Origin of the sequence: Oleisolibacter albus, assembly GCF_003336875.1 — a bacterium.
Lineage (GTDB): Bacteria > Pseudomonadota > Alphaproteobacteria > Azospirillales > Azospirillaceae > Niveispirillum > Niveispirillum album.
Genome location: NZ_QGNJ01000007.1, coordinates 229,804 through 251,526, shown reverse-complemented (window position 1 = coordinate 251,526; position 21,723 = coordinate 229,804). Strand labels below are relative to the sequence as shown.

Below are 21,723 nucleotides of genomic sequence, written 5' to 3'. Positions count from 1 at the left end.
GGACGTGCTGGTCGCCCGCGCCGAGGCCTTCACCCAGGACGGTCTCGACCGGCTGAAGGACCAGATCCGCACACAGCTCGACCAGAGCGGAATCAAGGCCCCCGCCGGCTTCTGATCCACACCGCCCTTCGTCCGCGGCAAGACCACCGCCCCCGCGCCTTTGGCCGGGGGCGGTGCTGTTTCCAGGCGTGGCGGATCGGATACGCTCGGCTGCCGTGTCACGGAATGGTCATCACCGTATGCAACGCCCAGGCCCGCGGGCCGTTGAGTGCGGCAGACGGTTAGAGCCCATGGACCTTGCCATCGTGTCAGCCCCGCAGATCACGTCCCGATCCTTCGACAATGGCGGCTTTGCCGCGGCTGTGCTGGACCGCATGGCAGAGGGTGCCTTCGCCCTTGATGGGAACTGGCGCTTCATTGTCTTCAATGCCGCCTGCGAGCGTGTTCTGGGACACACGGCGTCGCAGGTGCTGGGGCGGTCGCTGTGGGAGGTGTACCCCGAAATCCGCGGCAGCGATTTCGAGCAGCGCTGTCTGGCCATCCTGGCCGATGGCCATGAGGCCACCTTCGAGATCGACAGCATCACTCAACCGGGACTCTGCCTGAAACTCCGGGTCTTTCCCCTTGCGGACGGGCTTGGCGTCCTGGTTCTGGACGTGACCCAACGCCGCCGGGTCGAAGCGGATCTCATGCAGGCCCTGACCCAGACGGAGGCGGCACGCGCCTGGATGGATGCGCTGCTGGAGCATGCGCCCATCGGGCTGGCCTTTTTCGACCGTGAGGGCCGCTACATCCAGGTCAACCGCCGCCTGGCCGAGATCAACGGGATTCCAGCGGAAGCCCATGCGGGCAAACATATTTCCGAACTGCCGCCGGTGAAGGCCAGCGGCTTTGAGCCGGCCCTGGGACAGGTGCTGCAGACCGGGGATCCCATTCCCACCCTGGAGATCACGGGCGGAACCCCGGCGCACGCGGAGGCCGAGCGACACTGGCTGACCGGCCTGTACCCGATCCGGGGCCGGTCCGGCATCGATGCCGTGGGGGCCTTCGTGCTGGACATCACCGAACGCAAGCTCGGCGAGCACCAGATGCGCCTGCTGATGCAGGAGGTGGATCACAGGGCTAAGAATGCCCTGGCCGTGGCCTTGGCCCTGTTGCGCCTGTCCCGCGCCGGCACGCAGGAGGAATTCGCCCAGACCGTGGAGGGACGCATCGGCGCGCTGGCACGCGCCCATACGCTGTTGGCGGCCAATCGCTGGCAGGGGGCCGATCTCCGGTTGATGCTGGAAGAGATCCTGCGGCCACTGGCGCAGCAGGCGGGCGCGGACCTAAACCTTCAAGGACCTGATCTGCGCATAAGATCCGACGGTGTTCAGCCTTTGAGCCTGGTCGTGCATGAGCTGGGAACCAACGCTCTGCGCCATGGCGCCTTGTCGATTGCCGCGGGTACGCTCGATGTCCGGTGGCACCGCGACCCCAGCGGCCAGGGTCTCCATCTCGACTGGACGGAATCCCATGGCCCGGCACCGGTTCAGCCGTCGCGGCCGGGGGTTGGTCTGTCCTTGACCGAGCGCAATATCCGCCACCAGCTGCACGGTGTCCTGGCCATGGCGTGGCCGCAGGAGGGGGTGCGCATCCATCTGGACCTGCCCCGGCTGCTGGCCGACCCGGACTGAGCCCCCCCTCCGCTCGAACAGGGGGCATTTCTCCTTGGCAGTGCTCCGATGGCGCCATGGCGGCCGGTCCCATCCGCCCGCTAAAGTCCGTTCCCGCATGATCCCGGGGCAGAGCAATGCAGATCCTGATTGTCGAAGATGATGCCATCGTGGCGCACGATGTCGAGGAGACGCTGCGCACGACAGGCGTCGAAGTCTATGTCGCCGCCAATGCCGACGATGCCCTGTCGCTTGCCGAGCGGACCGCGTTCGATCTGGCGCTGCTGGATGTCCGGCTCGGCTATGGCGAAAGCGGGCTGATGCTGGCGGAGATGCTGCTTGAGCGTCATGCCATCCCGTCACTGCTGGTCACGGGACTGGGGGAATTGCCCGAGCATGTCGGGTCCTATGCCCTGGGCGTGCTGGCCAAACCCTTTTCGCCGGGGGATCTGGTCTCCGCCGTGCAGGCCGTGCGCTCCGCCCTGACAGGGCAGACGGTGCCCGCCGGTCCGGCCGGGCTGACCCTGTTCAGCGGGCGGGACCGCTCCTAAGGGCCGCCCGGATGGCTGCTGGCCGGATAGGGCTCAGCCGCCGGCTGAGCCAGCCGCAGCAGCGCTTCAACCAGGCCGCCTTCCTGAACCAGCAGCGCCGCCTGGGAGGGCGCCATCCAGCGCCGCGTGCGCTGGTCGCGCTCGGGCCAGTCCTCCAGTTCCTGCTCCACATGCAGCAGGAAGACATCGACCTCGCAGGCGACCGAAGCCTTGGCAGACAGGCGCTTCTCATAGCGAAAATGGGCGAAGGTGTCCGTCTCCACCCGGCCACGCAGCCCGGCCTCCTCGAAGGCCTCCTTGGCGGCCGCGTCCCAGGGGGTCAGGCCCTTGACCGGCCAGCCCTTGGGGATGACCCAGCGATGCGTCTCCCGCGAGGTCACAAGCGCCACCTGCAGTCGCCCATCCCGGGTTGAAACCGGCAGGACGGCATATTGGTGACGTTGTTTCCGGCTGGCTTTGGCCATGGCGGGCACTGCCTGTGCAATCGGAATTAGAACACAACCCACCGCAATCGGGCAGGTTCCATGCTCCATCAATCGCACAGAAACCAGCGGCGAGGTACTACCCAAGGGGAGAGGAACCGCCCCTGGTGCGGACCCGCAGTTTCAACTGGACGATGATTCGGGTGGCTGACCGCCCGATTCCGCCTCATGCTTGAGGCGGGCGGCCCGGACCTGCTGGATGATCAGGTGCCATTCCTCGGCATAGGCCAGTTCAATTCGCGTCGGCGACGGGGTCGACGGGGCAGCGACGGGGGTTTCCACCTGGGTGTGCATCATGTGATGCGCCTTTGTTGCATTGCACAAGGCTATACCTGTTTTAAACCCTGTGACAAGGCCATGACGGTTCGCCCTGTTGACGGCCGGCCTGCGGCGCCCTGTCGCACCCTCTGATTCCCGCCCAGATGCCCGATTGCCGCTTTTCCCTGTTGATGGTTCGGACGGTAAACGAGGGGGAGACGCGACATGAAGGCCTTTTTTCTGGCTCTGCTGTTCCTGGCCGTCGCTGCCGGCGGCGCCGGCCTGGTGCTGGAACGCTATGCCGCCCGCGAATCGGACCGCTACTTCGCCATGCCCTCGACCCGCCTCGACGCGGCCGACAGCATCGAACACCGCAACTTCTCCGGCGGGGCCGGCGACCCGATCCGACAGCGGCAGTGACCGGAGGGGGCGGAGCGACCTACTCCGCCCCGGCCGGGTGACCGCTGCCGGCCGGAGGCTCCCGCTGCCGCCGGAACATCTCATTGTACCAGCCGCGGTGATGCTCGATGGCCCAGTTCTCATCGACCTCGCCCCGGCCCATGGCGTCGAAGGCGCCTTCCATGCCCAGCGTGCCGATATAGATGTGGCCCAGGATCATGGCGATCATGAAGGCGGCCACGACAGCGTGGATGACATGGATCCACTGCATGCCGGTGACGCCGGTGAAGGCGAAGGGCACCATCATCAGGAAGCCGCTGATGGCCAGTGCGCCGCCGCCGGACAGCACGCCCCAGAACACCAGCTTCTGGCCGGCATTGAAGCGCCCGGCCTCGGGATGCTCCGACACTTTGCGCAGGATGCCGCCGCCGGTCTTGATCCAGATCCAGTCGGCCCTTTCCGGGATGTTGTCGCGTATCCAGAGCACCGCCATCAGCACCAGCCCCAGCACGAACGGCACGCTGGTGAAGTTGTGCAGGATCTTGCCGGCCTGGGCCAGCGGGGTCAGCACCTCATGCCCGAACAGGGGCACCAGGATCGGACGGCCGAAGGTCACCAGCAGACCGGTCAGCGCCAGGGTCAGGAAGCTGACGGCCGTGGTCCAGTGGGCGAAGCGGTCCAGCGTGGTGAAACGCGGAACCCAGCGGCCGGAGCGGCCGTGCTCGATGCGGAGGGTACCTTTCAGCAGATAGAACAGGGTCAGGGCCGCCGCAGCGCCCAGGATGATGATGCCCGCCCCCCATTTCAGCCAGACCTGGCGGAAATCGCGCCAGACGCGGCCCTCCGGCTGCACCAGCGTGGCCAGCTTGCCGTCGGGGATGCTGACGCGGCCGATGATCTTGTCCTGGGCCGGTACGAACAGCGGCACCTCGTCGGGTGATGTCACCTCGGTCTGACCAGGGATCTGATAGAGTCCGGTCGGGACCTCCGACGTCGTCTTCTCGCCGGCATGGGGCTGGGCCGTCTGCTGCGCCAGGGCCGGCAGGGCCATGAGCAGCAGGGCAGCCGTCAGGACGATGCGGAGGCGTTGGGCGGTCATCATCGGTCTCCCCTGCCGCAGGATTCAGACGCCCCGCCCGGGCTGGAAGGCCCGGCCGGGATTGGCGGCGCCATAGGCGGTGGCCCAGCCCCAGGCGCCGGAGCCATAACCGCGGCGCACCACCCGTTCCCGGTAGATGGCGGCCAGCATCTCCTGGTCGCCGGCCATCAGCGAGCGTGTCGAGCACATCTCGGCACAGAGCGGCAGCTTGCCCTCGGCCAGACGGTTGGTGCCGTAGGTCTGGTACTCCGCCGGCGTGCTGTCGGTGACCGGCCCGCCGGAACAGAAGGTGCATTTGTCCATCTTGCCGCGACCGCCGAAATTGGTGGCCTGCGGATATTGGGGCGCGCCGAACGGGCAGGCGTAGAAGCAATAGCCGCAACCGATGCACAGCTCCTTGCTGTGCAGCACCACCCCGTCCTCGGTCCGGTAGAAACAATCCACCGGGCAGACCGACGCACAGGGGGCGTCGGTGCAATGCATGCAGGCCATGGAGATGGAGCGTTCCCCCGGCAACCCGTCATTGATGGTGACGACACGCCGGCGGTTCATGCCCCAGGGCACCTCATGCTCGTTCTTGCAGGAGGTGACACAGGCATTGCACTCGATGCAGCGTTCGGAATCGCACAGGAAGGTCATGCGTGCCATGGCGTCTCCCCCTCAGGCCCGTTCGACACGGCAGAGCGTGACCTTGGTTTCCTGCATGGCCGTCATCGGGTCGTAGCCATAGGTGGTGATGCCGTTGCAGGGCTCGCCCAGGACGATGGGGTCGATGCCGGCTGGATAAAGGGGGCGCAGATCCTCCCCCTGCCAGTGGCCGGAAAAGTGGAACGGCATGAACACGACGCCCGGCGCCACCCGCGGCGTCACCAGCGCCTTGACCCTGGCCTTGCCGCCTTCCGGTCCCAGCACCCAGATATCGGTGCCGTCCTTGATGCCCATCCGGTCCGCATCCCGGTCGTTGACCTCGGCGAACATCACCTGCTGCAACTCGGCCAGCCATTTGTTGGACCGGGTCTCCTCGCCGCCGCCCTCATATTCGACCAGCCGGCCGGAGGTCAGGATCATGGGGAAGTCCTGCTTCACATTGCGTTCCGCCGCGCGCGCCTGGACCGAGCGGTTGAGATAGGGCATGCGGAAATCGCGCCGGTCTTCGAAGGCGGGATACTGGGCGATCAGGGCCGGTTCGGGCGTATAGACAGGTTCCCGGTGGATCGGCACCGGGTCCGGCAGGTTCCAGGCCACGGCGCGGGCCTTGGCGTTGCCGGCCGGCGAGCAGCCATGCTTCAAGGCCACGCGGATGATGCCCATGGACAGGTCGGTGGTCCAGCTGACCTCGTCGATATTGTCGCCGCCGATCATCGCGATGACCCGCCGTTCCTCCGCGGTCAGGTCCTTGTCCCAGCCCAGCTTCTTCAGCACGGCCATGGTGAATTCGGGATAGCCGTCCTCGATCTCCGACCCGGCGGGCCAGCTGCCCTCGGCCAGCAGGGTCGCGCCGTTGCGCTCGATGCCGAACCGGGCGCGGAAGGCCCCGCCCCCCTGCATGACCGGGCGGGAGGTGTCATAGAGCACATGGCTGCCGGGATGGCGCAGTTCCGGATGTCCCCAGCAGGGCCAGGGCAGGCCGTAATATTCACCCTTCAGCGGGCCTTTGGTGGCCTGCATGGTGATCTTGTCGAAGTCGCCCTGATATTTGGCATGGGCCTTCAGCCGTTCCGGCGACTGGCCGGTATAGCCCGTGGACAGGCAGCTGCGGTTGATCTCCCGCAGGATATCCTCCGGCACCGGCCGGGTCCCCTCCACCGTGATGTGCTTGAACATCGGTTCGGCGAAGCCCAGCTTGCGGGCCAGCAGGTACAGGACCTCGTAATCGTCCTTGGACTCCCATTGCGGCGGGACGATGCGCTCGCCCCATTGCAGCGAACGGTTGGAGGCGGCCCGGCTGCCGTCGGTTTCGTATTGCGGGCAGATCGGCAGGATGTAGGTGCCGTCGGTGCGCCCCGGCACGGTGGAAAAGCTGGTGGGGTGCGGGTCGGCGATGACCAGCAGGCGCAGCTTGCGCGCGCCTTCCAGCACTTCGGGCATGCGGGTGACGGTGTTGCCGCCATGGCCGAGGACCACCATGGCCTTGATGAGATCCGGCTGTTCCAGATCCTTGGGATCCATCAGCACGCCGTCGAACCAGCGCGTGGTCGGGATGCCCTTGGCTTCCATCAGCTTCTTCCTGGCCTCGCGCGGCATGTCCGTCGTGCCGAACTGGTTCAGCAGGAAGTCGTAATCAACGTCCCAGGCGCGGGCGAAGTGCTTCCAGGCCCCTTCCGCCAGCCCGTAATAGGAAGGCAGCGTGGTGACATCCAGACCCATGTCGGTGGCGCCCTGGACATTGCAGTGGCCGCGATAGATGTTGGCGCCGCCGCCGGCCACACCGATATTCCCCAGGGCCAGTTGCAGGATGGAGTAGGCCCGCACATTGGCGGTGCCCACGGTCTTCTGCGTCGCCCCCATGCACCAGATCAGGGTGCTGGGCTTGTTCTTGGCCATGGCTTCGGCCACCCGGCGCAGCTGGTCGCCCGGCACGTCGGACACCTTCTGCACCAGATCGGGGGTCCATTTGGCGACTTCCTTGCGGACCTCGTCCATGCCGTAGACGCGTTGGGCGATGTACGCCTTGTCTTCCCAACCATTCTCAAAGATATGCCAGAGGATTCCCCAGATCACCGGGATGTCGGAGCCGGGGCGCAGACGCACATAGTCCGTGGCGTGGGCGGCGGTGCGGGTGAAGCGCGGATCGATGACGATGAAGGGCGCGCGGTTGCGCTCCTTGCCGCGCAGCATGTGCTGCATGGCCACCGGATGGGCCTCGGCCGGATTGCCGCCCATGATGACCAGACATTTGGAATTCTGGATGTCGTTGTAGCTGTTGGTCATGGCGCCATAGCCCCAGGTGTTCGCGACACCGGCGACCGTGGTGCTATGGCAGATGCGGGCCTGATGATCGACGTTGTTGGTGCCCCAGAACGCCGCGAACTTGCGGAACAGATAGGCCGCCTCGTTGGAGAATTTGGCCGAACCCAGCAGGAAGACGCTGTCTGGCCCGGACTCCTGGCGGATGGCCAGCATCTCGGTGCCGATCTCTTCGATGGCCTGGTCCCAACCGATGCGGTGCCATTCCCCCCCCACCAGCTTCAGCGGGTATTTCGTCCGTCGGTCGCCCATGGACTGTTCGCGGACCGAGGCTCCTTTGGCGCAATGGGTGCCCTGGTTGATCGGGCTTTCCCAGCCTGGTTCCTGCTGCACCCAGACACCGTTCTGCACCTCGGCGATGACGCAGCAGCCGACGGAACAGTGGTTGCAGAAATTCTTCCGCATCACGATGTCCTGACCCGGCTGCAGGGTGGCAGCCTCGGCCTTGCGCACGCGCCCCACGGACAGGGCGCCCAGGCCCGCAAGCCCGCCGGCGGCAAGACCTGAGGATTTAAGGAAGCCGCGGCGGTCCAGCCCGCCGCCCGCCCCGGCGCGGGTCAGGGTTTCGGCGATGGCCCGGCGGGCCGGGTCGGCGGCACGGCGCTTGACCAGCATGGCGCCCCTCCCCCTATAGCCGGTTCAGGAAATAGAAGCGCTTCACATGCTCGGTTTCACGGTAGCGGGGCTTCAGCTGCTCTGCCACCGCCTCTTTTTCGCCTTGGATCATCGGTGCCGCGACCGCTGTGGCTGCGATCCCGGCCGCACCGGCCAGAACCGCACCGCGTAGAAGGTCACGCCGGTCCGGACCCTGATTGGTCGACTGATCCCCGTTCCGTCCGTTGCTGCCCGCCATGCCTGCTCCTTTTCCTGCCCGCCGGCCTGGCCTGTCGGACATGTCTCGACCGGCAGACAGGGCGGCGAGGAAACAACAGGCGGGGGGAATGAAGGTCGCGGGACAAAGGGTGACAGGCCCTGTTTTCCTGATCGATCCATGGACCGATCCGCCGAGGGGGAGATCCCGCATGCGTCCGATAGCCGTCCTTGCCCTGCTGCTCCTGGTTGCCCTGGCCGGAACCGGGGCCGCCGCCGCACCTGACGCCAGTCCCAGCGCAGCCCAGCGCGGCCTCACCGATCCCGGCACCAAGGCCGCACAGCAGCCCGATCCCAACGAACAGGGCGTTCGTTCCCCGGACCCGGACACCGATGCCGAGAACCAGACGGCCCGTCTTGCCGATGCGCTGGATGCCGTTCGCCGTGCGCCCCCCGGCCTTGACGGAACGCCGATCCCCCGGCCCAACCCGTGGGCCAGCGAGCCGGATGACCCGCACGAACCGACCCGATCCGCCAACCCGTCGGAGCAGGTCAGCCAGGAGGTTCATTGAGGATCTGGATGCCGGGGAGACACATGCCGGTCAAACCGGAGCGGCCGCTTGCCCGGTGCTGTCCGTTTGCCCGGGACGGTGTTGGCGGCGGCTGCGCAGGATTTTGGCCAACCGTACCAGATAAACCAGGATCAGGGCGGCGAAGAGGCTGAGGGTGAAGGCTCCAGCCCAGCGCTCGGCCTGGGGCCACCGGGCCAGAAGCCGCCCCGTCAGCGCCAAAACCAGTGTCCACAGGGCGGAGCCAAGGAAGGACCAGAGGGCAAACCGCCAGACCGGCATGCGGCAGGCTCCCGCCGGGATGGCGACCAGGGTGCGCAGGCCCGGAATGGGCTGCGCTCCAAGAACAGCAAGCCAGCCGCGGCGGCGGAACCACGCGGTCGTCCGCTCCACCCGTTGGGGCTGAACCGTCAGCCAATGGCCGTGACGGTGCAGAAAGCGCTCTAGCCGGTCAGGCTTCCACAGGCGGCTGGGCATGTACCAGACCAATTGCCCGGCCGTCGAGCCGAGTCCGCCCGCCAGGGCCAGCCCGAGAAGATTCCAATCACCCCCGGCCGTGCCAAGGCCGGCCAGCGGGATGACTGTTTCCGACGGGATGGGGGGGATCAGCCGTGCCAGGGCCAGCAGCAGAAATATCCCGGCATAGCCCCAGCTATAGACAATCCCCAGCAGCCACGCAGTCATCGGCCCGTCCCCTGTCGGTGTGGTCAGCCGAAGCTGAACAGCGGACGGGCACGATCCGTGCCAGGGCGCTCCCCCGGGCATGCCAGCGCTGCAATTCCCGCAGGAGCAACACCGTTGGGTCCGGAGATCCCCGGCGATCAGGGGATGCTGAGGATGGTCGCTCCGTTGGTCGGCTGCTCCGGCGCCACGGTGATGCTGCCGCCGACGTTGCGGCCGTTGACGGTGAAGCTGACGGGATAGTTCCTGCCGCCCATGACGGCGACATAGCATTTCATCGGACCGGGACGGCTGCTATCGGTGCAGGTGTATCCGGCCACGGAAATCGCCGATGCCCCTGCCGATGCTCCCTGCGGCGTACCTTCGATCCGGTAGATTCCCTCATGCACGGCGAAGAAATGGCACTGCTGCCCGGTACTGCCGGAGCAGGAGGTGACGGCGCTGTCTGCGGCTTGCGCACGGGCGGGAACGGCAAGGAAACCGGAGGCAACCGTCGCCAGAATCAATGCCTTATGGATCAGGAGAGTCATACGCACATGTCCCATCATCAAAGATCGTAACCGCCGCCTCAATTGGAGATCATACACATAGTATGTTCTTAGCGACAGTATCATGCGACGAAACGTCTGTTCCTTACGATCTATTCCGATGGGTAGAGTGTGCAGGAGTTTTCTTTCGAAAAGTTAAAACAAGATACTTGTATAAAATTCAATATAACTGTTTTTTATATGTGACGATCTCCGGGATAGAGAATAGATATGACCTCGATCTCCTCTGGTCCCGCCGGTGTCCGCAGCAGAACCACGTCGCCAACCCGCGCTTTCAGCAGGGCGCGGGCGATGGGGGAAATCCAGCTGACCTTGCCCTTGTCCATGTCGGCCTCGTCGATGCCGACAATGGTCACCGTGCGCTCCGTCTCGTCGTCACGGGCAAAGGTGACGGTTGCACCGAAGAAGACCTGATCCCGCCGGGTCTGGCGGGTCGGGTCCACCACCTCGGCGCTTTCCAGCCGCTTGGTGAGGAAGCGGACCCGGCGGTCGATCTCGCGCAGGCGCTTCTTGCCATAGAGGTAATCGCCGTTCTCCGAACGGTCGCCATTGCCGGCGGCCCAGGCGACGATCTCCACCACCTTGGGCCGCTCCACCCGCAGCAGCGTGCGCAATTCCGTCTGCAGGGCCTCGAATCCGGCCGGGGTCATGTAGTTCTTGCTGCCGGCGGGGATGCGTGGGGCGTCGTCATCGTCATCGTCGGCAGGGGCGGAGTTGTTCGGCGGCAGAGACGACATCAATCGGGTCCGGGAAACGGAAAGGAAGCCCCGGTTAACGCCTGACATGGCCCTCCGCTGTCAAGAGGCTCTCTTCTCCCTGGCGCCGAGTGGCGGTGGCACCATGCCGTCACCTGGCTGTTTCTTCGGGATGGCAGGATATTGGAGAGACCCGATGAACAAGACCACCGCCCCGGACGAACGGCGCCCAGCCTCCGCCCATGCAACGCGGCCGCCGGACCATGAAGGAACGTCCCCTGGGGGGAATGTGCTCCCCGGAGACCAGCGGCAGGAGATGGAGCGCACACCCGGCGACGGCAGTCTGACCGGCGCCACGCCGGCCGGCCTGACCGCCGAGGAACTGCGCCGGCGGGCCGAGCAACCGGGTCCGGTCAATGATGCCGGAACCGGTTGACCCTCCGGGGAACCCGGGCCGGGCGGTCCGGTTTGATTCCGTAGGGGACGACGACGGAGGAGGCAGACATCATGTCGGACCAATCTGTGCAGCGGCGGCACCACTGGATTCGGGGTTACAGTGACAGAGCCATCGACCGGGACAGCGCGATCGAGGACAGGGTTCTGGCTGAAATCTCCGGTGACCCCATCACCGGCCGCCATGGTGCCGGCAGGCAACAGGAGAACCGCTCCCCCGATCCAGCCCCTGGTCGACCCGGTACCGGTTCGAGGTCCGACCATCCCTCGACCTGGGAACGGCGTGGCGGCTACACCCCCAATCCGCGCGGGGACGGCAATCATGATGACATGCAGGAACGGAATGCGCGCGGCTTCCTGGCCCGTGCCGGTGACGAGGTGGCGGGCTGGCTCGGCAGTGATGCGGCCTTGCGCCGTCGCCGCCGCGATGCCTGGCTGGGTGATCCCGGTGCCCGGCATCATATCGGGCGAGGTCCCCGAAACTACGTCCGTGCCGATGGCCGCATCGCCGAGGAGGTCAACCAGCGGCTGACCGACGATCCGCTGGTGGATGCCAGCGACGTCACCGTGACGGTGGCCGGCGGTGAGGTGACATTGTCCGGAACCGTCGACAGCCGGCCGGCCCGCCGTCGGGTGGAAGACCTTGCCTGGACCGTTCCGGGCGTGACGCAGGTTCAGAACAATATCCGCTCGGCGGACCGGACGGGCGGGAGATAGGAAAATGGCCGGGCCGTAGATCGCCCGGCCATTTTGCAGTCGGGGTCGGCGACCGCTCCGACCCGTGGGATTGCGGCCTCAGTAGGCGCGGCCGACGATGATCTCCTCCACGGCCGGGCGGCAGGTGAAGATGCAGGAACCCAGGCTGGGCGGCTGGACCAGCGGGGCATTGCGCACCGTCAGCTTCAGGGCCTTCAGCGTCTGCTCGATCCTGGCCAGTTCCTCGCCCTCCGGCTTGGCCCAGGCCACCCGGACCCAGCCGCGGAAGCTCTCCTCCTCGCCCGCCTCGGCGAAATAGGTGGTCAGGGCGTCAAGGCTGTCGATGCCGCCGGTGATATTGGCATCCAGGAACGACTTGGCCCGGTCGAACAGGCTCTGCTGGATGCCGGTCAGCAGGCCGGCGATGTCGGCCAGGAAGGCCTCGCGGGTCCGGGCCTGCATGTTCATGCCCTTCTCCCCGCGCAGCGCGTCACGGCGCAGGAAGCTGACATTGCCGCCGGTGACGTCGCGCGGGCCGATCTCGCAGACGATGGGAGCGCCGCGCTTGACCCAGGCCCAGCGCTTGTTGACGGCCTTGGTCTTGCGCACATCCACATGGGCACGCACCGGCTCGCCGAAGGCGCTGACCTGGCGCAGGGCCTTGGCCAGATCCTGGCAATAGGCCAGGACGTCCGCATCTTCGGGCTTGTCGCGCAGCATCGGCACGATCACCACCTGATGCGGGGCGATGCGCGGCGGCAGCTGCAGCCCGTCATCGTCGCCATGGGTCATGATCACGCCGCCGATCAGGCGGGTGGACACACCCCAGCTGGTGGTATGGGCATGGACCAGCCCGCCATTCTCATCCTGGTAGCGGATGTCCTGGGCCTGGGCGAAATGGGTCCCGAGATAGTGCGAGGTGCCGGCCTGCAGGGCCTTGCCGTCCTGCATCATGGCTTCGATGGAGAAGGTGTTGTCGGCGCCGGGGAAGCGCTCATGCGGCGGCTTCTCGCCGGCCACCACCGGCATGGCCAGCACGTCTTCCGCCAGGATGCGGTAGACCTCCAGCATGCGCATGGTCTCTTCCATGGCCTCGTCGCGGCCGGCATGGGCGGTGTGGCCCTCCTGCCAGAGGAACTCGGCCGTGCGCAGGAACATGCGGGTGCGCATCTCCCAGCGCATGACGTTGGCCCACTGGTTCAGCATGACCGGCAGGTCGCGGTAGCTCTTGACCCAGCGCTGCATGGCCGAGCCGATGATGGTCTCCGACGTGGGACGGATGACCAGCGGCTCCTCCAGCGCGGCCTCGGGATCGGGCTGCAGCTTGCCGTCGATGGCCTTCAGGCGGTGATGGGTGACCACCGCCATCTCCTTGGCGAAGCCGTCCACATGCTCGGCTTCCTTCTGGAAATAGCTGAGCGGGATCAGCAGCGGGAAATAGCAGTTCTCATGTCCCGTCTCCTTGATCATCCGGTCCAGCTGCTGCTGGATGCGCTCCCAGATGCCCCAGCCCCACGGCTTGATGACCATGCAGCCGCGCACGCCGGATTCCTCGGCCAGATCGGCCTGATCGACCACCGTCTGGTACCATTGCGGGAAGTTCTGACGGCGGGTGACGGGAAGCGCATTCTCCACAACAGGTCTCCACGGCTGCGGCCGGCCGGTCCGCGGGGGACGGCCGATGCCCAGGAAGTCAGGGCTGATGATACAGGACCGCCATTTAGCCCAGCCGGTCCGCCGGGATCAACGCCGATGGTGTCACGGTCAGGGCTGACCGGGACGGCGGAGAACACGGCCGGCGGTGGGACCGCCGGCTGTCCAGCCTTGGGGCACGGGCGGATCAGGACCGTCCGTAGGTATCCTCGAAACGGACGATGTCATCCTCACCCAGATAGGTGCCGGTCTGCACCTCGATCAGATTCAGTGGCACCTTGCCGGGATTCTCCAGCCTGTGGACACAGCCCAGCGGCAGGTAGACGCTTTCATTCTCGGTCACCAGAACCTGCTTGTCGTCGATGGTGACCAGGGCCGTGCCATTGACGACGATCCAGTGCTCGGACCGGTGGAAGTGCTTCTGCAGCGACAGCTTCTGCCCCGGCTTCACCGTCAGCCGCTTGACCTGGAACCGGTCGCCGGTGTGGACGGACTGGTAGAAGCCCCAGGGGCGGTCCACGCGCTTGTGTTCGGTGTGTTCGGTCCGGCCGGCGGCCTTCAGCCGGTCGACCACCAGTTTCACATCCTGGGCCTGGTCCTTGTGGGTGACCAGGACGGCATCCTCGGTGGCCACGACGACCACGTCGCTCAGGCCGGTGACGGCCACCAGCCCGTGTTCCGCCCGGACATAGCTGTCCCTGGCATCCACCAGCAGCGTGTCGCCGATGGTCACATTGCCCGCCTCGTCCTTGCTCCCGATCTCCCACAGGGCTGACCAGGATCCCACATCGGTCCAGCCGATATCGCAGCGGACGACGGCGGCCCGCTTGGTCTTCTCCATGACGGCATAGTCGATGGAGATGTTCGGGGTCTTGTCGAAGGCGTCGGCGTCCAATCGCAGGAAACCGAGATCGCGCTTGGCGCCGGCCAGGGCCAACCGCGCCTTTTCGAGCACGGCGGGCGCATGTTCGGACAGCTCTTTCAGGAACAGGGCGGCCGGGAACAGAAACATGCCACTGTTCCAGACATGGCGCCCGCCATCGAGATAGGACTGGGCCACCGGCGCCTTCGGCTTCTCGGTGAAGCTGGCGACTGCGTTGACGCCGGGGGCATCGGTCAGCTCGTCACCCAGCTCGATATAGCCGTATCCGGTTTCCGGCGCGGTGGGGGAAATGCCGAAGGTCACCAGCCGGCCGGCACGGGCCGCCGGAACGGCCCGTTGAACCGCCTCGGCGAAGGCGGCCGCGTCCAGCACCACATGGTCGGCCGGCAGCAGCAGGATCAGCGCGTCCGGGTGGTCGGCCAGGGCCAGTTCGGCGGCGATGGCGGCTGCTGGTGCGGTGTTGCGCCCGAAAGGTTCCAGGACCAGCTGGGCCGGGGCGACGCCGACGCCGTACATCTGTTCGGCGATGGCGAAGCGGTGCTCCTGATTGCAGACCACCAGCGGCGGCGCGAACAGCGCCGGATTCTTCAGGCGGAGGCAGGTCTCCTGCACCATGGTCCGCGGCCCGTTCAGGGCCAGCAGCTGCTTCGGTCTGCGTTCCCGCGACAGCGGCCACAGGCGGGACCCGACACCGCCGGACAGGATGACCGGGACGACCAGGGGGGTGACCTTATCCATCAATATACCGCCTCGTTAATACCGTCTCGTTCGCATCATATGGCATGCGCACCGTATGGCATGACAGCGCCTAAGATGAAACACGCGGCTCTCGTTAAGGTGGTGGGCCATCCGCGATAATAATGGGCCTTGGCCGGATCGCATCTCCGGATCGCATCTGTGGATCGGGCATCTCGCTTTTCACTGGCGGTGCAAGATGTGTTGGTCCAGATGAAACCCGATCAGGCCCTTTGCAGGAGGGCAGATCATCCGCCTTCCAGGCTTAACCCATTGACATTGCTTGAGTGGGCTGAGGCTTTGATCTGCCGCCCCAGGCGGATCCGTCGTTTTTGCGATGCGCGTTTACTGCGCGGAACAGTCTTCTTCAGGAGACCAGCCAGGTGGTCGGGAGACGTTGTCATGACCGACAGGTCCGGACGGGGGCGAGATCAGTAGGCTCCCTTTGCAAAGAAAACAACGGCGAATGTCTTCAGGATAATAATCACGTCGCCCCAGATGGTGTGGTTTTGCGCGTACTCTTTATCCAGCATGACCCGGTAGCTGTAGCTCGTGTCATTTCGTCCGGATACCTGCCACAAGCCTGTGATGCCTGGTCTCACGGAGATATAATAATTGAAATCCGCGCCATATCTCTGGGCTTCCTGGTACACGATCGGACGCGGACCAACGATGCTCATCTCGCCCTTCAGAACATTGAACAGTTGAGGCAGTTCGTCCAGGCTGTATTTCCTTAGAAAGCGGCCGATTTTGGTTACCCTGGGGTCGATCCGGAGTTTCTGGTCTTTCTCCCACTCTCGCGCCGCCATGGGGCACTCACGCAGGTGGCGCGCTAAAGCCGCTTCGGCATCGGGAACCATCGTGCGAAACTTAAGGCACGGAAATGCTGCACCGCGGAAGCCGATGCGTTTCTGACGAAACAGAACCGGCCCACCATCCAGAGAAACCAGGATGGCCACAGTCAACAATATGGGGGCTACGATAAGGATGCCGGCGATGGATATGAATATATCCATCGCCCTTTTTCCTGAAAAACTCTGAATTGATCCTTCGTCTGCATCAAGATTATTTTCAATCTCAAGTTTGTCAGACGTTTGCAACTTATCCAGCATTTTTCCAGCCATTAAGATTGCAATGCATTGGCAATTTTCTTTCCGAAAAGGGCAATCCTATTTTCGGAGGTAACCATAAGGTTCGTATATATTGGTTCGGGGTAAAAGGCAATGATGGAGTGGTGAATTTGCGACAGTCCGCATATGGAGGCTGGGCTGAATTGCCTGACTGCGCCTTTTTCCGGGTATTCATTTGACGATTCTTGTGGAGCGCAAAAAATCCACAGCTGGAATGGGTGATTATAAGCTTCTGAAAATATGAAAAAACCCCCGGCATGGCGGCGGCATAGCGGGCCAGAGAGGGCGTTTGCAGCGGTGGCAGGGGGGCTATCGGCCATTACTTCCGCCGTTCTTCTCATTGATGCGGCTCCAACCGGTGGCAAGCGGCTGGCCGGAACAGGGCAATGTGCTGTGCGGCCTTTCGCAGCGCTGCGATCCCCTTGTCCGGGAACCCGCACATCCATTCGGCGGTGCAACATTTCGCCGGCCGGGAAAACCCAAGCAATTGCGGCATTTTGGCTCTGCGACGAAGGTTGGCACGCCCTATGCGAAGGGAGGCGCATGGCCGTCGCCTGCTGGCGGCCTTCCGACCAGCCAAGGCCGACCCAGAAATGGCCCAGACGGCAGGTCGTGTGTCGCGGACCCTGTACCAGTCGGGAGAGCCCAAGATGTCCACTGTCCTGTCCCTGGCCGAGCCGGCCCCACGCAAACGCGGCGGCATTTTCCGCAGCCTTTATGTCCAGGTGCTTTTCGCCATCGCCTTGGGCGTGGCGCTGGGGCATTTCTATCCGCAGCTGGGCGCATCGATGAAGCCGCTGGGCGACGCCTTCATCAAGGCGATCAAGATGCTGATCGCGCCCATCATCTTCTTCACGGTCGTCCACGGCATCGCCAGCATGGGCGATATGAAGAAGGTCGGCCGGGTCGGCATGAAGGCACTGGTCTATTTCGAGGTGCTGACGACCGTGGCCCTGGCCCTGGGCCTGATCATCGTCAATCTGTGGGGGCCCGGCCACGGCATGAACGTGGATCTGGCCCATCTCGACACCAAGGCCGTGCAGACCTACGTCACCAAGGCCGGTGAGCAGAGCACGGTCGACTTCCTGCTGCACATCCTCCCCAACACCGTGGTCGGCGCCTTCGCCGAGGGTGAGATCCTCCAGGTCCTGTTCATCGCCGTGCTGTTCGCCTTCGGCCTGCATGCCATGGGCGAAAAGGGCAAGCCGGTGCTGCATCTGGTGGACACGGTCAGCCATGTCTTCTTCGGCATTGTCAGCATCGTCATGAAGGCCGCTCCCATCGGCGCGTTCGGCGCCATGGCCTTCACCATCGGCAAGTACGGCGTCGGCACCCTGGTGTCCCTGGGCGAGCTGATGGCCTGCTTCTACGTCACCTGTCTGCTGTTCATCTTCGGGGTCCTCGGTGCCGTCGCCCGGGCCTGTGGCTTCAGCGTTCTGGCCTTTGTCCGCTACATCAAGGAAGAGCTGCTGATCGTGCTGGGCACCTCGTCCTCCGAATCGGCCCTGCCCCGCCTGATCGCCAAGATGGAGAAGCTGGGCTGCGAGAAGTCCGTGGTCGGGTTGGTCATTCCCACCGGCTATTCCTTCAATCTGGACGGCACCTGCATCTATCTGACCATGGCGGCGGTGTTCCTGGCCCAGGCCACCAACACCGAGATGACCATCTGGCAGGAGCTGGGCCTGCTGGCTGTGCTGCTGCTGACCTCCAAAGGTGCCGCCGGTGTCACTGGCAGCGGCTTCATCGTCCTGGCGGCCACTCTGGCCACCGTCGGCCATATCCCCGTGGCCAGCATCGCCCTGATCCTGGGTGTCGACCGCTTCATGTCGGAGGCCCGGGCCCTGACCAACCTGATCGGCAACGGTGTCGCCACCCTGGTGGTGGCCAAGTGGGAAGGGGCGCTGGACGTCAACCGCATGCGCCAACAGCTGGCTGCCGGGCCGGACGCGCCCGTGGTCACCATCGAGCCACGGACGACGGCCCAGCCGGTTCCTGCCGCCGAGTGATGCCAGGCCGGCCAGCGGGGTACGCCCCGTGCCGGCCCGCATGCCCTGCGGATGGCTCACATCCAACGCCTCCCGGGTTCGGCCCGGTCTCCGTCCGGGGGCCGGGCCGGTTCCGTTTTGCGCCAGCACCGTTCTGGCCTCTTGCCAGGGACAGGCAGGGGCGGGATGGTGGCGCGTTGATCCATCGGGGGCTTGATGCTGCGCCGGTTCCGCCATCTGCTCGCCCAGCAGGCTACCTTCTGGCTGGTGGCCGCCCTGCTGCTGCTCGCCTTCAGCCTTGCCGCCGGCCTCTGGGCTGAACGGGTGGCTGTTGCCCGCCTGCGGGACCAAGCCGGGCCACGGCTCGATCTTTATGCCGCCGGGCTGGAGAGCGAACTTGGCAAGTACGATCCCCTGCCCGCCCTGCTGGGGCAGGATCGCCGCCTGCTGGCGCTGCTGAACCGTCCAGCCGATCCGGCCGCGCAGGCGGAGGCCAACCATTATCTGGAGGAGGCCAGCGATCTGCTGCGGACCGCGGCCTGTTATCTGGTCGATCCGGACGGGCGCACCCTGGCCGCCAGCAATTGGAACGGTCCGGTCAGCTTTGTCGGCCGCGACTTCAGTTACCGCCCCTATGTGCGCAACGCCCTGGCTCATGGCGCAGGCCGCTTCTACGGCATCGGCACCACCAGCCGCGAACCCGGCTATTACGTAGCCCGCGCCATCCGGGTGGAAGACCGCGTTCTGGGAGCCGCCGTGGTGAAGGTCAGCCTGGACCGGCTGGAACGGGCCTGGGCTCCGGGTGCCGAACGGGTGCTGGTTGCGGATGCCAATGGCGTCATCATTCTGGCCTCGGAACCGGGCTGGAAGTTCCGCACGCTGGAGGTGATGCCCCAGGCGACTGTGCAGCGCCTCAATGCCACCCGCCAATATGACGGCGTGAGCCTCCAGCCGCTTGGCTGGCAGATCCTGCATCAGGAGGGGCCGGAGCAGCGCACGGTGATGCTGGCACCCGGTGGGGGGCAACCGCGGCCCTTCCTGGCCCTGGCCCGGCCTCTGGCCGACACGGGCTGGACCGTCACCGTCCTTTATGATCTCCAGCCTCTGGCAGAGGCCCGGCTGACGGCCATGGTCGTGGCGGCCGGCGCCGGTCTGCTGCTGATCCTGGGATTGCTCTATCAGCGCCAGCGGGCACGGACGGCCGCCGCGGTGCGCGATGCGCGCGACGCCCTGGCCCAGGCCAACGCCCAGCTGGAACACAAGGTGGCCGAACGCACCGCCGCCCTGTCCAAAGCCAATGCAGAATTGCAGACCGAGGTGGTGGAGCGTCTGCGGGCCGAGGCGGATCTGCACCGCACGCAGGACGGGCTGGTGCAGGCGGCCAAGCTGGCGGCCCTGGGACAATTGTCGGCCGGTGTGGCGCACGAGGTGAACCAGCCCCTGGCCGCCCTGCGCACCCTGTCGGACAACGCGGCTGTCTTCCTGCAGCGCGGACAGGTGGACCGGGCCGCCGGCAACCTGTCCATGATCTCCGACCTGACCGAGCGCATCGCCCGCATTACCGGGCAGCTGCGCAACTTCGCGCGCCGCTCCGACAACCAGCCTGAGCCGGTGGATCTGGCTCACTGCATCGCCGCCACCGCCACCCTGTTGCAGGAGCGGTTCCGGCGCGAGGCCGTCGATCTGCAGGTGACGGCGCCTCCCGGCTTGCGCGCGTCCTGCGATGCCAACCGGCTGGAACAGGTGTTGGTCAATCTGTTGGCCAATGCCGTGGATGCGGTGCGGGGGCGCGAGATCCGCCGGGTCGAGGTGGCGATGGCCGAGATTGGCGACCGGGTGGCCATCCGTGTCCGTGACAGCGGGCCGGGATTGACGCCGGAGATCCGCGCGCGCCTGTTCGAGCCCTTCTTCACCACCAAGCCGCAGGGCAGCGGCCTGGGGCTGGGGCTGGCCATTTCCGCCGGGATCGTGCAGGGATTTGGGGGCGTCCTGGAGGCCGGCAATGCGCCCGGCGGCGGGGCGGAGTTCACGGTGCTGCTGCCGCGCGCCGAAGTTCCCCTGAGCGGGACCGCGCCGGCGGCCAAAGAGGATGTGCATGTCGCAGGACGTTGAGGTGTTGCTGGTGGAGGACGACGCGGCCGTACAGGTCGGCGTCGGCCAGGCGCTGGAGCTGGCGGGCATCGAGCATGCGGCGGTCGGGTCCGCCGAGGAGGCCTTGACCTTCCTGGGGGCGGGGCGCCCCGGTGTGCTGATCAGCGACATCCGTCTGCCCGGCCGCGACGGCCTGTCCCTGCTTGAGGAGGCGCTGCGGATCGACCCGCTGCTGCCGGTCGTGGTCATCACCGGGCATGGCGACGTCAGTGTGGCAGTGTCGGCCATGCGGGCCGGTGCCTATGACTTCATCGAGAAGCCCTTCGCCTCGGAACGGCTGGTCGGCACGGTGCAGCGGGCGCTGGAGAAGCGCCGCCTCAGCCGCGAGGTGGAGACGCTGCGGCGGGAACTGCGCGAGCGCGACGGTATCGATGCCGTCATGCTGGGCCAGTCGCCGGCCATGCAGCAGGTCCGTACCCTGGTGCAGCAGCTGGCCGACACGGCGGCCGATGTGCTGGTGCTGGGGGAAACCGGCACCGGCAAGGAGGTGGTGGCGCGGGCGCTGCACCAGTTCTCCCCGCGCCGGGCCAAACCCTTCGTCGCCATCAACTGCGCCGCCCTGCCGGAACCGGTGTTCGAGAGCGAGATGTTCGGGCACGAGGCCGGCGCCTTCACCGGGGCCGTCAAGCCGCGGGTGGGCAAGTTCGAATTTGCCAGCGGTGGCACCCTGTTCCTGGACGAGATCGAATCCATGCCGCTGGCCCTGCAGGCCAAGCTGCTGCGCGTGCTGCAGGAGCGGGTGGTGGAGCGGCTGGGCGCCAACCGGCTGACGCCGGTGGATGTGCGCGTGGTGGCCGCGACCAAGGAGGATCTGGCGGTCCTGTCGGAACAGGGCGGCTTCCGCGCCGACCTTTATTACCGGCTGAATGTGGTGATGATCGCCCTGCCGCCGCTGCGTGCGCGCAAGGAGGACATCCCGCTGCTGTTCGAGCATTTCGTCCTGCAGGCCGCGGCCCGCCATCATCGCCCGGCCCCGTCGCTGACCCAGGCGCAGATGGCCCGGCTGATGGAGCATCACTGGCCCGGCAATGTGCGTGAACTGCGCAACTATGCGGAGCGGGCGGTGCTGGGCGTTCCGGGCGGCGGCCCGGATCTGCGCCCCGCCGCCGGCAGTCCCGCGGTGGCGTCCAGCGCGGCACCGCTGGCCGAGCAGGTGGAGGCGTTCGAGCGCGCGGTCATTATCGGCAAGCTGCGGGACTTTCGCGGCAGCGTGCCCCAGGCGGCCGAGGCGTTGGGCTTGCCGCGCAAGACCCTGTACGACAAGCTGCAGCGCCACGGCATCCAGCCCGCCGAATTCCGCTGAGGCGGGGATCTTCCCGGAAG

Annotated in this window: 21 protein-coding genes; 9 read left to right on the top strand and 12 right to left on the bottom strand. The window is 66.0% G+C overall.

The features are described from left to right. Positions 1 to 290 precede the first annotated feature (290 nt). Both DK368_RS12035 and DK368_RS12030 read left to right on the top strand, forming a co-directional pair. Entirely contained in the window at positions 291 to 1,676 is a 1,386-nt protein-coding gene (locus DK368_RS12035) for a PAS domain-containing protein (RefSeq protein WP_162306006.1), read from the top strand. A gap of 116 nt (positions 1,677 to 1,792) precedes the next feature. After that, entirely contained in the window at positions 1,793 to 2,206 is a 414-nt protein-coding gene (locus tag DK368_RS12030; RefSeq protein WP_114394187.1) for a response regulator, read from the top strand. Here DK368_RS12030 and DK368_RS12025 read toward each other — a convergent pair. Both DK368_RS12025 and DK368_RS21420 read right to left on the bottom strand, forming a co-directional pair. Continuing rightward, on the bottom strand, positions 2,203 to 2,670 hold the full coding sequence (locus DK368_RS12025; protein ID WP_114394186.1) for an NUDIX hydrolase: 468 nt from the start codon (positions 2,668 to 2,670) through the stop codon (positions 2,203 to 2,205). The genes DK368_RS12030 and DK368_RS12025 overlap by 4 nt on opposite strands. Before the next feature lie 141 nt (positions 2,671 to 2,811). Beyond that, a complete protein-coding gene (locus tag DK368_RS21420) occupies positions 2,812 to 2,985 on the bottom strand; it encodes a hypothetical protein (protein ID WP_155524563.1) in 174 nt (57 codons plus the stop codon). Positions 2,986 to 3,171: 186 nt separating this feature from the next. Between DK368_RS21420 and DK368_RS12020 the strand changes: the two genes are divergently transcribed. Next, on the top strand, positions 3,172 to 3,366 hold the full coding sequence (locus DK368_RS12020) for a hypothetical protein (RefSeq protein WP_114394185.1): 195 nt from the start codon (positions 3,172 to 3,174) through the stop codon (positions 3,364 to 3,366). Between the two features lie 19 nt (positions 3,367 to 3,385). On the opposite strand, the gene DK368_RS12015 is transcribed toward DK368_RS12020, so the two are convergent. From DK368_RS12015 to DK368_RS12000, 4 genes are read right to left on the bottom strand one after another with little or no spacing between them, the layout of a single operon-like run. Beyond that, a complete protein-coding gene (locus DK368_RS12015) occupies positions 3,386 to 4,444 on the bottom strand; it encodes a formate dehydrogenase subunit gamma (RefSeq protein ID WP_114394215.1) in 1,059 nt (352 codons plus the stop codon). A 24-nt stretch (positions 4,445 to 4,468) separates the two neighbouring features. Further along, positions 4,469 to 5,092 (bottom strand): formate dehydrogenase FDH3 subunit beta, encoded by a 624-nt coding sequence (gene fdh3B / locus DK368_RS12010; protein ID WP_114394184.1) that lies wholly within the window; start codon positions 5,090 to 5,092, stop codon positions 4,469 to 4,471. A gap of 12 nt (positions 5,093 to 5,104) precedes the next feature. Further along, positions 5,105 to 8,026: a formate dehydrogenase subunit alpha gene (locus tag DK368_RS12005; RefSeq protein WP_114394183.1), complete on the bottom strand. Its 2,922-nt coding sequence runs from the start codon at positions 8,024 to 8,026 to the stop codon at positions 5,105 to 5,107. A gap of 13 nt (positions 8,027 to 8,039) precedes the next feature. Next, a complete protein-coding gene (locus tag DK368_RS12000) occupies positions 8,040 to 8,264 on the bottom strand; it encodes a hypothetical protein (RefSeq protein WP_114394182.1) in 225 nt (74 codons plus the stop codon). A 169-nt stretch (positions 8,265 to 8,433) separates the two neighbouring features. Between DK368_RS12000 and DK368_RS11995 the strand changes: the two genes are divergently transcribed. Continuing rightward, the gene (locus DK368_RS11995) at positions 8,434 to 8,793 is read left to right on the top strand and encodes a hypothetical protein (RefSeq protein ID WP_114394181.1); all 360 of its coding nucleotides are present in this window, start codon (positions 8,434 to 8,436) and stop codon (positions 8,791 to 8,793) included. A gap of 30 nt (positions 8,794 to 8,823) precedes the next feature. On the opposite strand, the gene DK368_RS11990 is transcribed toward DK368_RS11995, so the two are convergent. The 3 genes from DK368_RS11990 to greB all read right to left on the bottom strand — a co-directional run bounded on the left by DK368_RS11990 (position 8,824) and on the right by greB (position 10,756). After that, complete coding sequence (locus tag DK368_RS11990) at positions 8,824 to 9,474, bottom strand: DedA family protein (RefSeq protein WP_114394180.1); 651 nt, start codon at positions 9,472 to 9,474, stop codon at positions 8,824 to 8,826. 137 nt (positions 9,475 to 9,611) lie between these two features. After that, complete coding sequence (locus DK368_RS21415; RefSeq protein ID WP_155524562.1) at positions 9,612 to 10,001, bottom strand: hypothetical protein; 390 nt, start codon at positions 9,999 to 10,001, stop codon at positions 9,612 to 9,614. 194 nt (positions 10,002 to 10,195) lie between these two features. Next, positions 10,196 to 10,756, bottom strand: a complete 561-nt coding sequence (gene greB, locus DK368_RS11985; protein WP_114394179.1) for a transcription elongation factor GreB — start codon at positions 10,754 to 10,756, stop codon at positions 10,196 to 10,198. Between the two features lie 154 nt (positions 10,757 to 10,910). Here greB and DK368_RS21410 point away from each other — a divergent pair, with 154 nt between their 5' ends. Then, positions 10,911 to 11,150, top strand: a complete 240-nt coding sequence (locus DK368_RS21410; RefSeq protein ID WP_155524561.1) for a hypothetical protein — start codon at positions 10,911 to 10,913, stop codon at positions 11,148 to 11,150. Between the two features lie 347 nt (positions 11,151 to 11,497). Beyond that, a complete protein-coding gene (locus DK368_RS21845; RefSeq protein ID WP_205028186.1) occupies positions 11,498 to 11,884 on the top strand; it encodes a BON domain-containing protein in 387 nt (128 codons plus the stop codon). Positions 11,885 to 11,962: 78 nt separating this feature from the next. Here DK368_RS21845 and proS read toward each other — a convergent pair whose 3' ends face one another. The 3 genes from proS to DK368_RS11965 form a co-directional block, all read right to left on the bottom strand. Further along, the gene (proS, locus tag DK368_RS11975; protein ID WP_114394177.1) at positions 11,963 to 13,498 is read right to left on the bottom strand and encodes a proline--tRNA ligase; all 1,536 of its coding nucleotides are present in this window, start codon (positions 13,496 to 13,498) and stop codon (positions 11,963 to 11,965) included. A 205-nt stretch (positions 13,499 to 13,703) separates the two neighbouring features. Further along, positions 13,704 to 15,137: a mannose-1-phosphate guanylyltransferase/mannose-6-phosphate isomerase gene (locus DK368_RS11970; protein WP_275668511.1), complete on the bottom strand. Its 1,434-nt coding sequence runs from the start codon at positions 15,135 to 15,137 to the stop codon at positions 13,704 to 13,706. 428 nt (positions 15,138 to 15,565) lie between these two features. Then, the gene (locus DK368_RS11965) at positions 15,566 to 16,246 is read right to left on the bottom strand and encodes a sugar transferase (RefSeq protein ID WP_240002468.1); all 681 of its coding nucleotides are present in this window, start codon (positions 16,244 to 16,246) and stop codon (positions 15,566 to 15,568) included. A 680-nt stretch (positions 16,247 to 16,926) separates the two neighbouring features. Between DK368_RS11965 and DK368_RS11960 the strand changes: the two genes are divergently transcribed. From DK368_RS11960 to DK368_RS11950, 3 genes are all read left to right on the top strand, one after another. After that, positions 16,927 to 18,270: a dicarboxylate/amino acid:cation symporter gene (locus tag DK368_RS11960; protein ID WP_420818899.1), complete on the top strand. Its 1,344-nt coding sequence runs from the start codon at positions 16,927 to 16,929 to the stop codon at positions 18,268 to 18,270. A 195-nt stretch (positions 18,271 to 18,465) separates the two neighbouring features. Further along, positions 18,466 to 20,361: a sensor histidine kinase gene (locus DK368_RS11955; protein WP_114394173.1), complete on the top strand. Its 1,896-nt coding sequence runs from the start codon at positions 18,466 to 18,468 to the stop codon at positions 20,359 to 20,361. Next, positions 20,345 to 21,703: a sigma 54-interacting transcriptional regulator gene (locus DK368_RS11950; RefSeq protein WP_114394172.1), complete on the top strand. Its 1,359-nt coding sequence runs from the start codon at positions 20,345 to 20,347 to the stop codon at positions 21,701 to 21,703. Before DK368_RS11955 ends, DK368_RS11950 begins: the two co-directional genes overlap by 17 nt. The last annotated feature ends 20 nt before the right edge of the window (positions 21,704 to 21,723 follow it).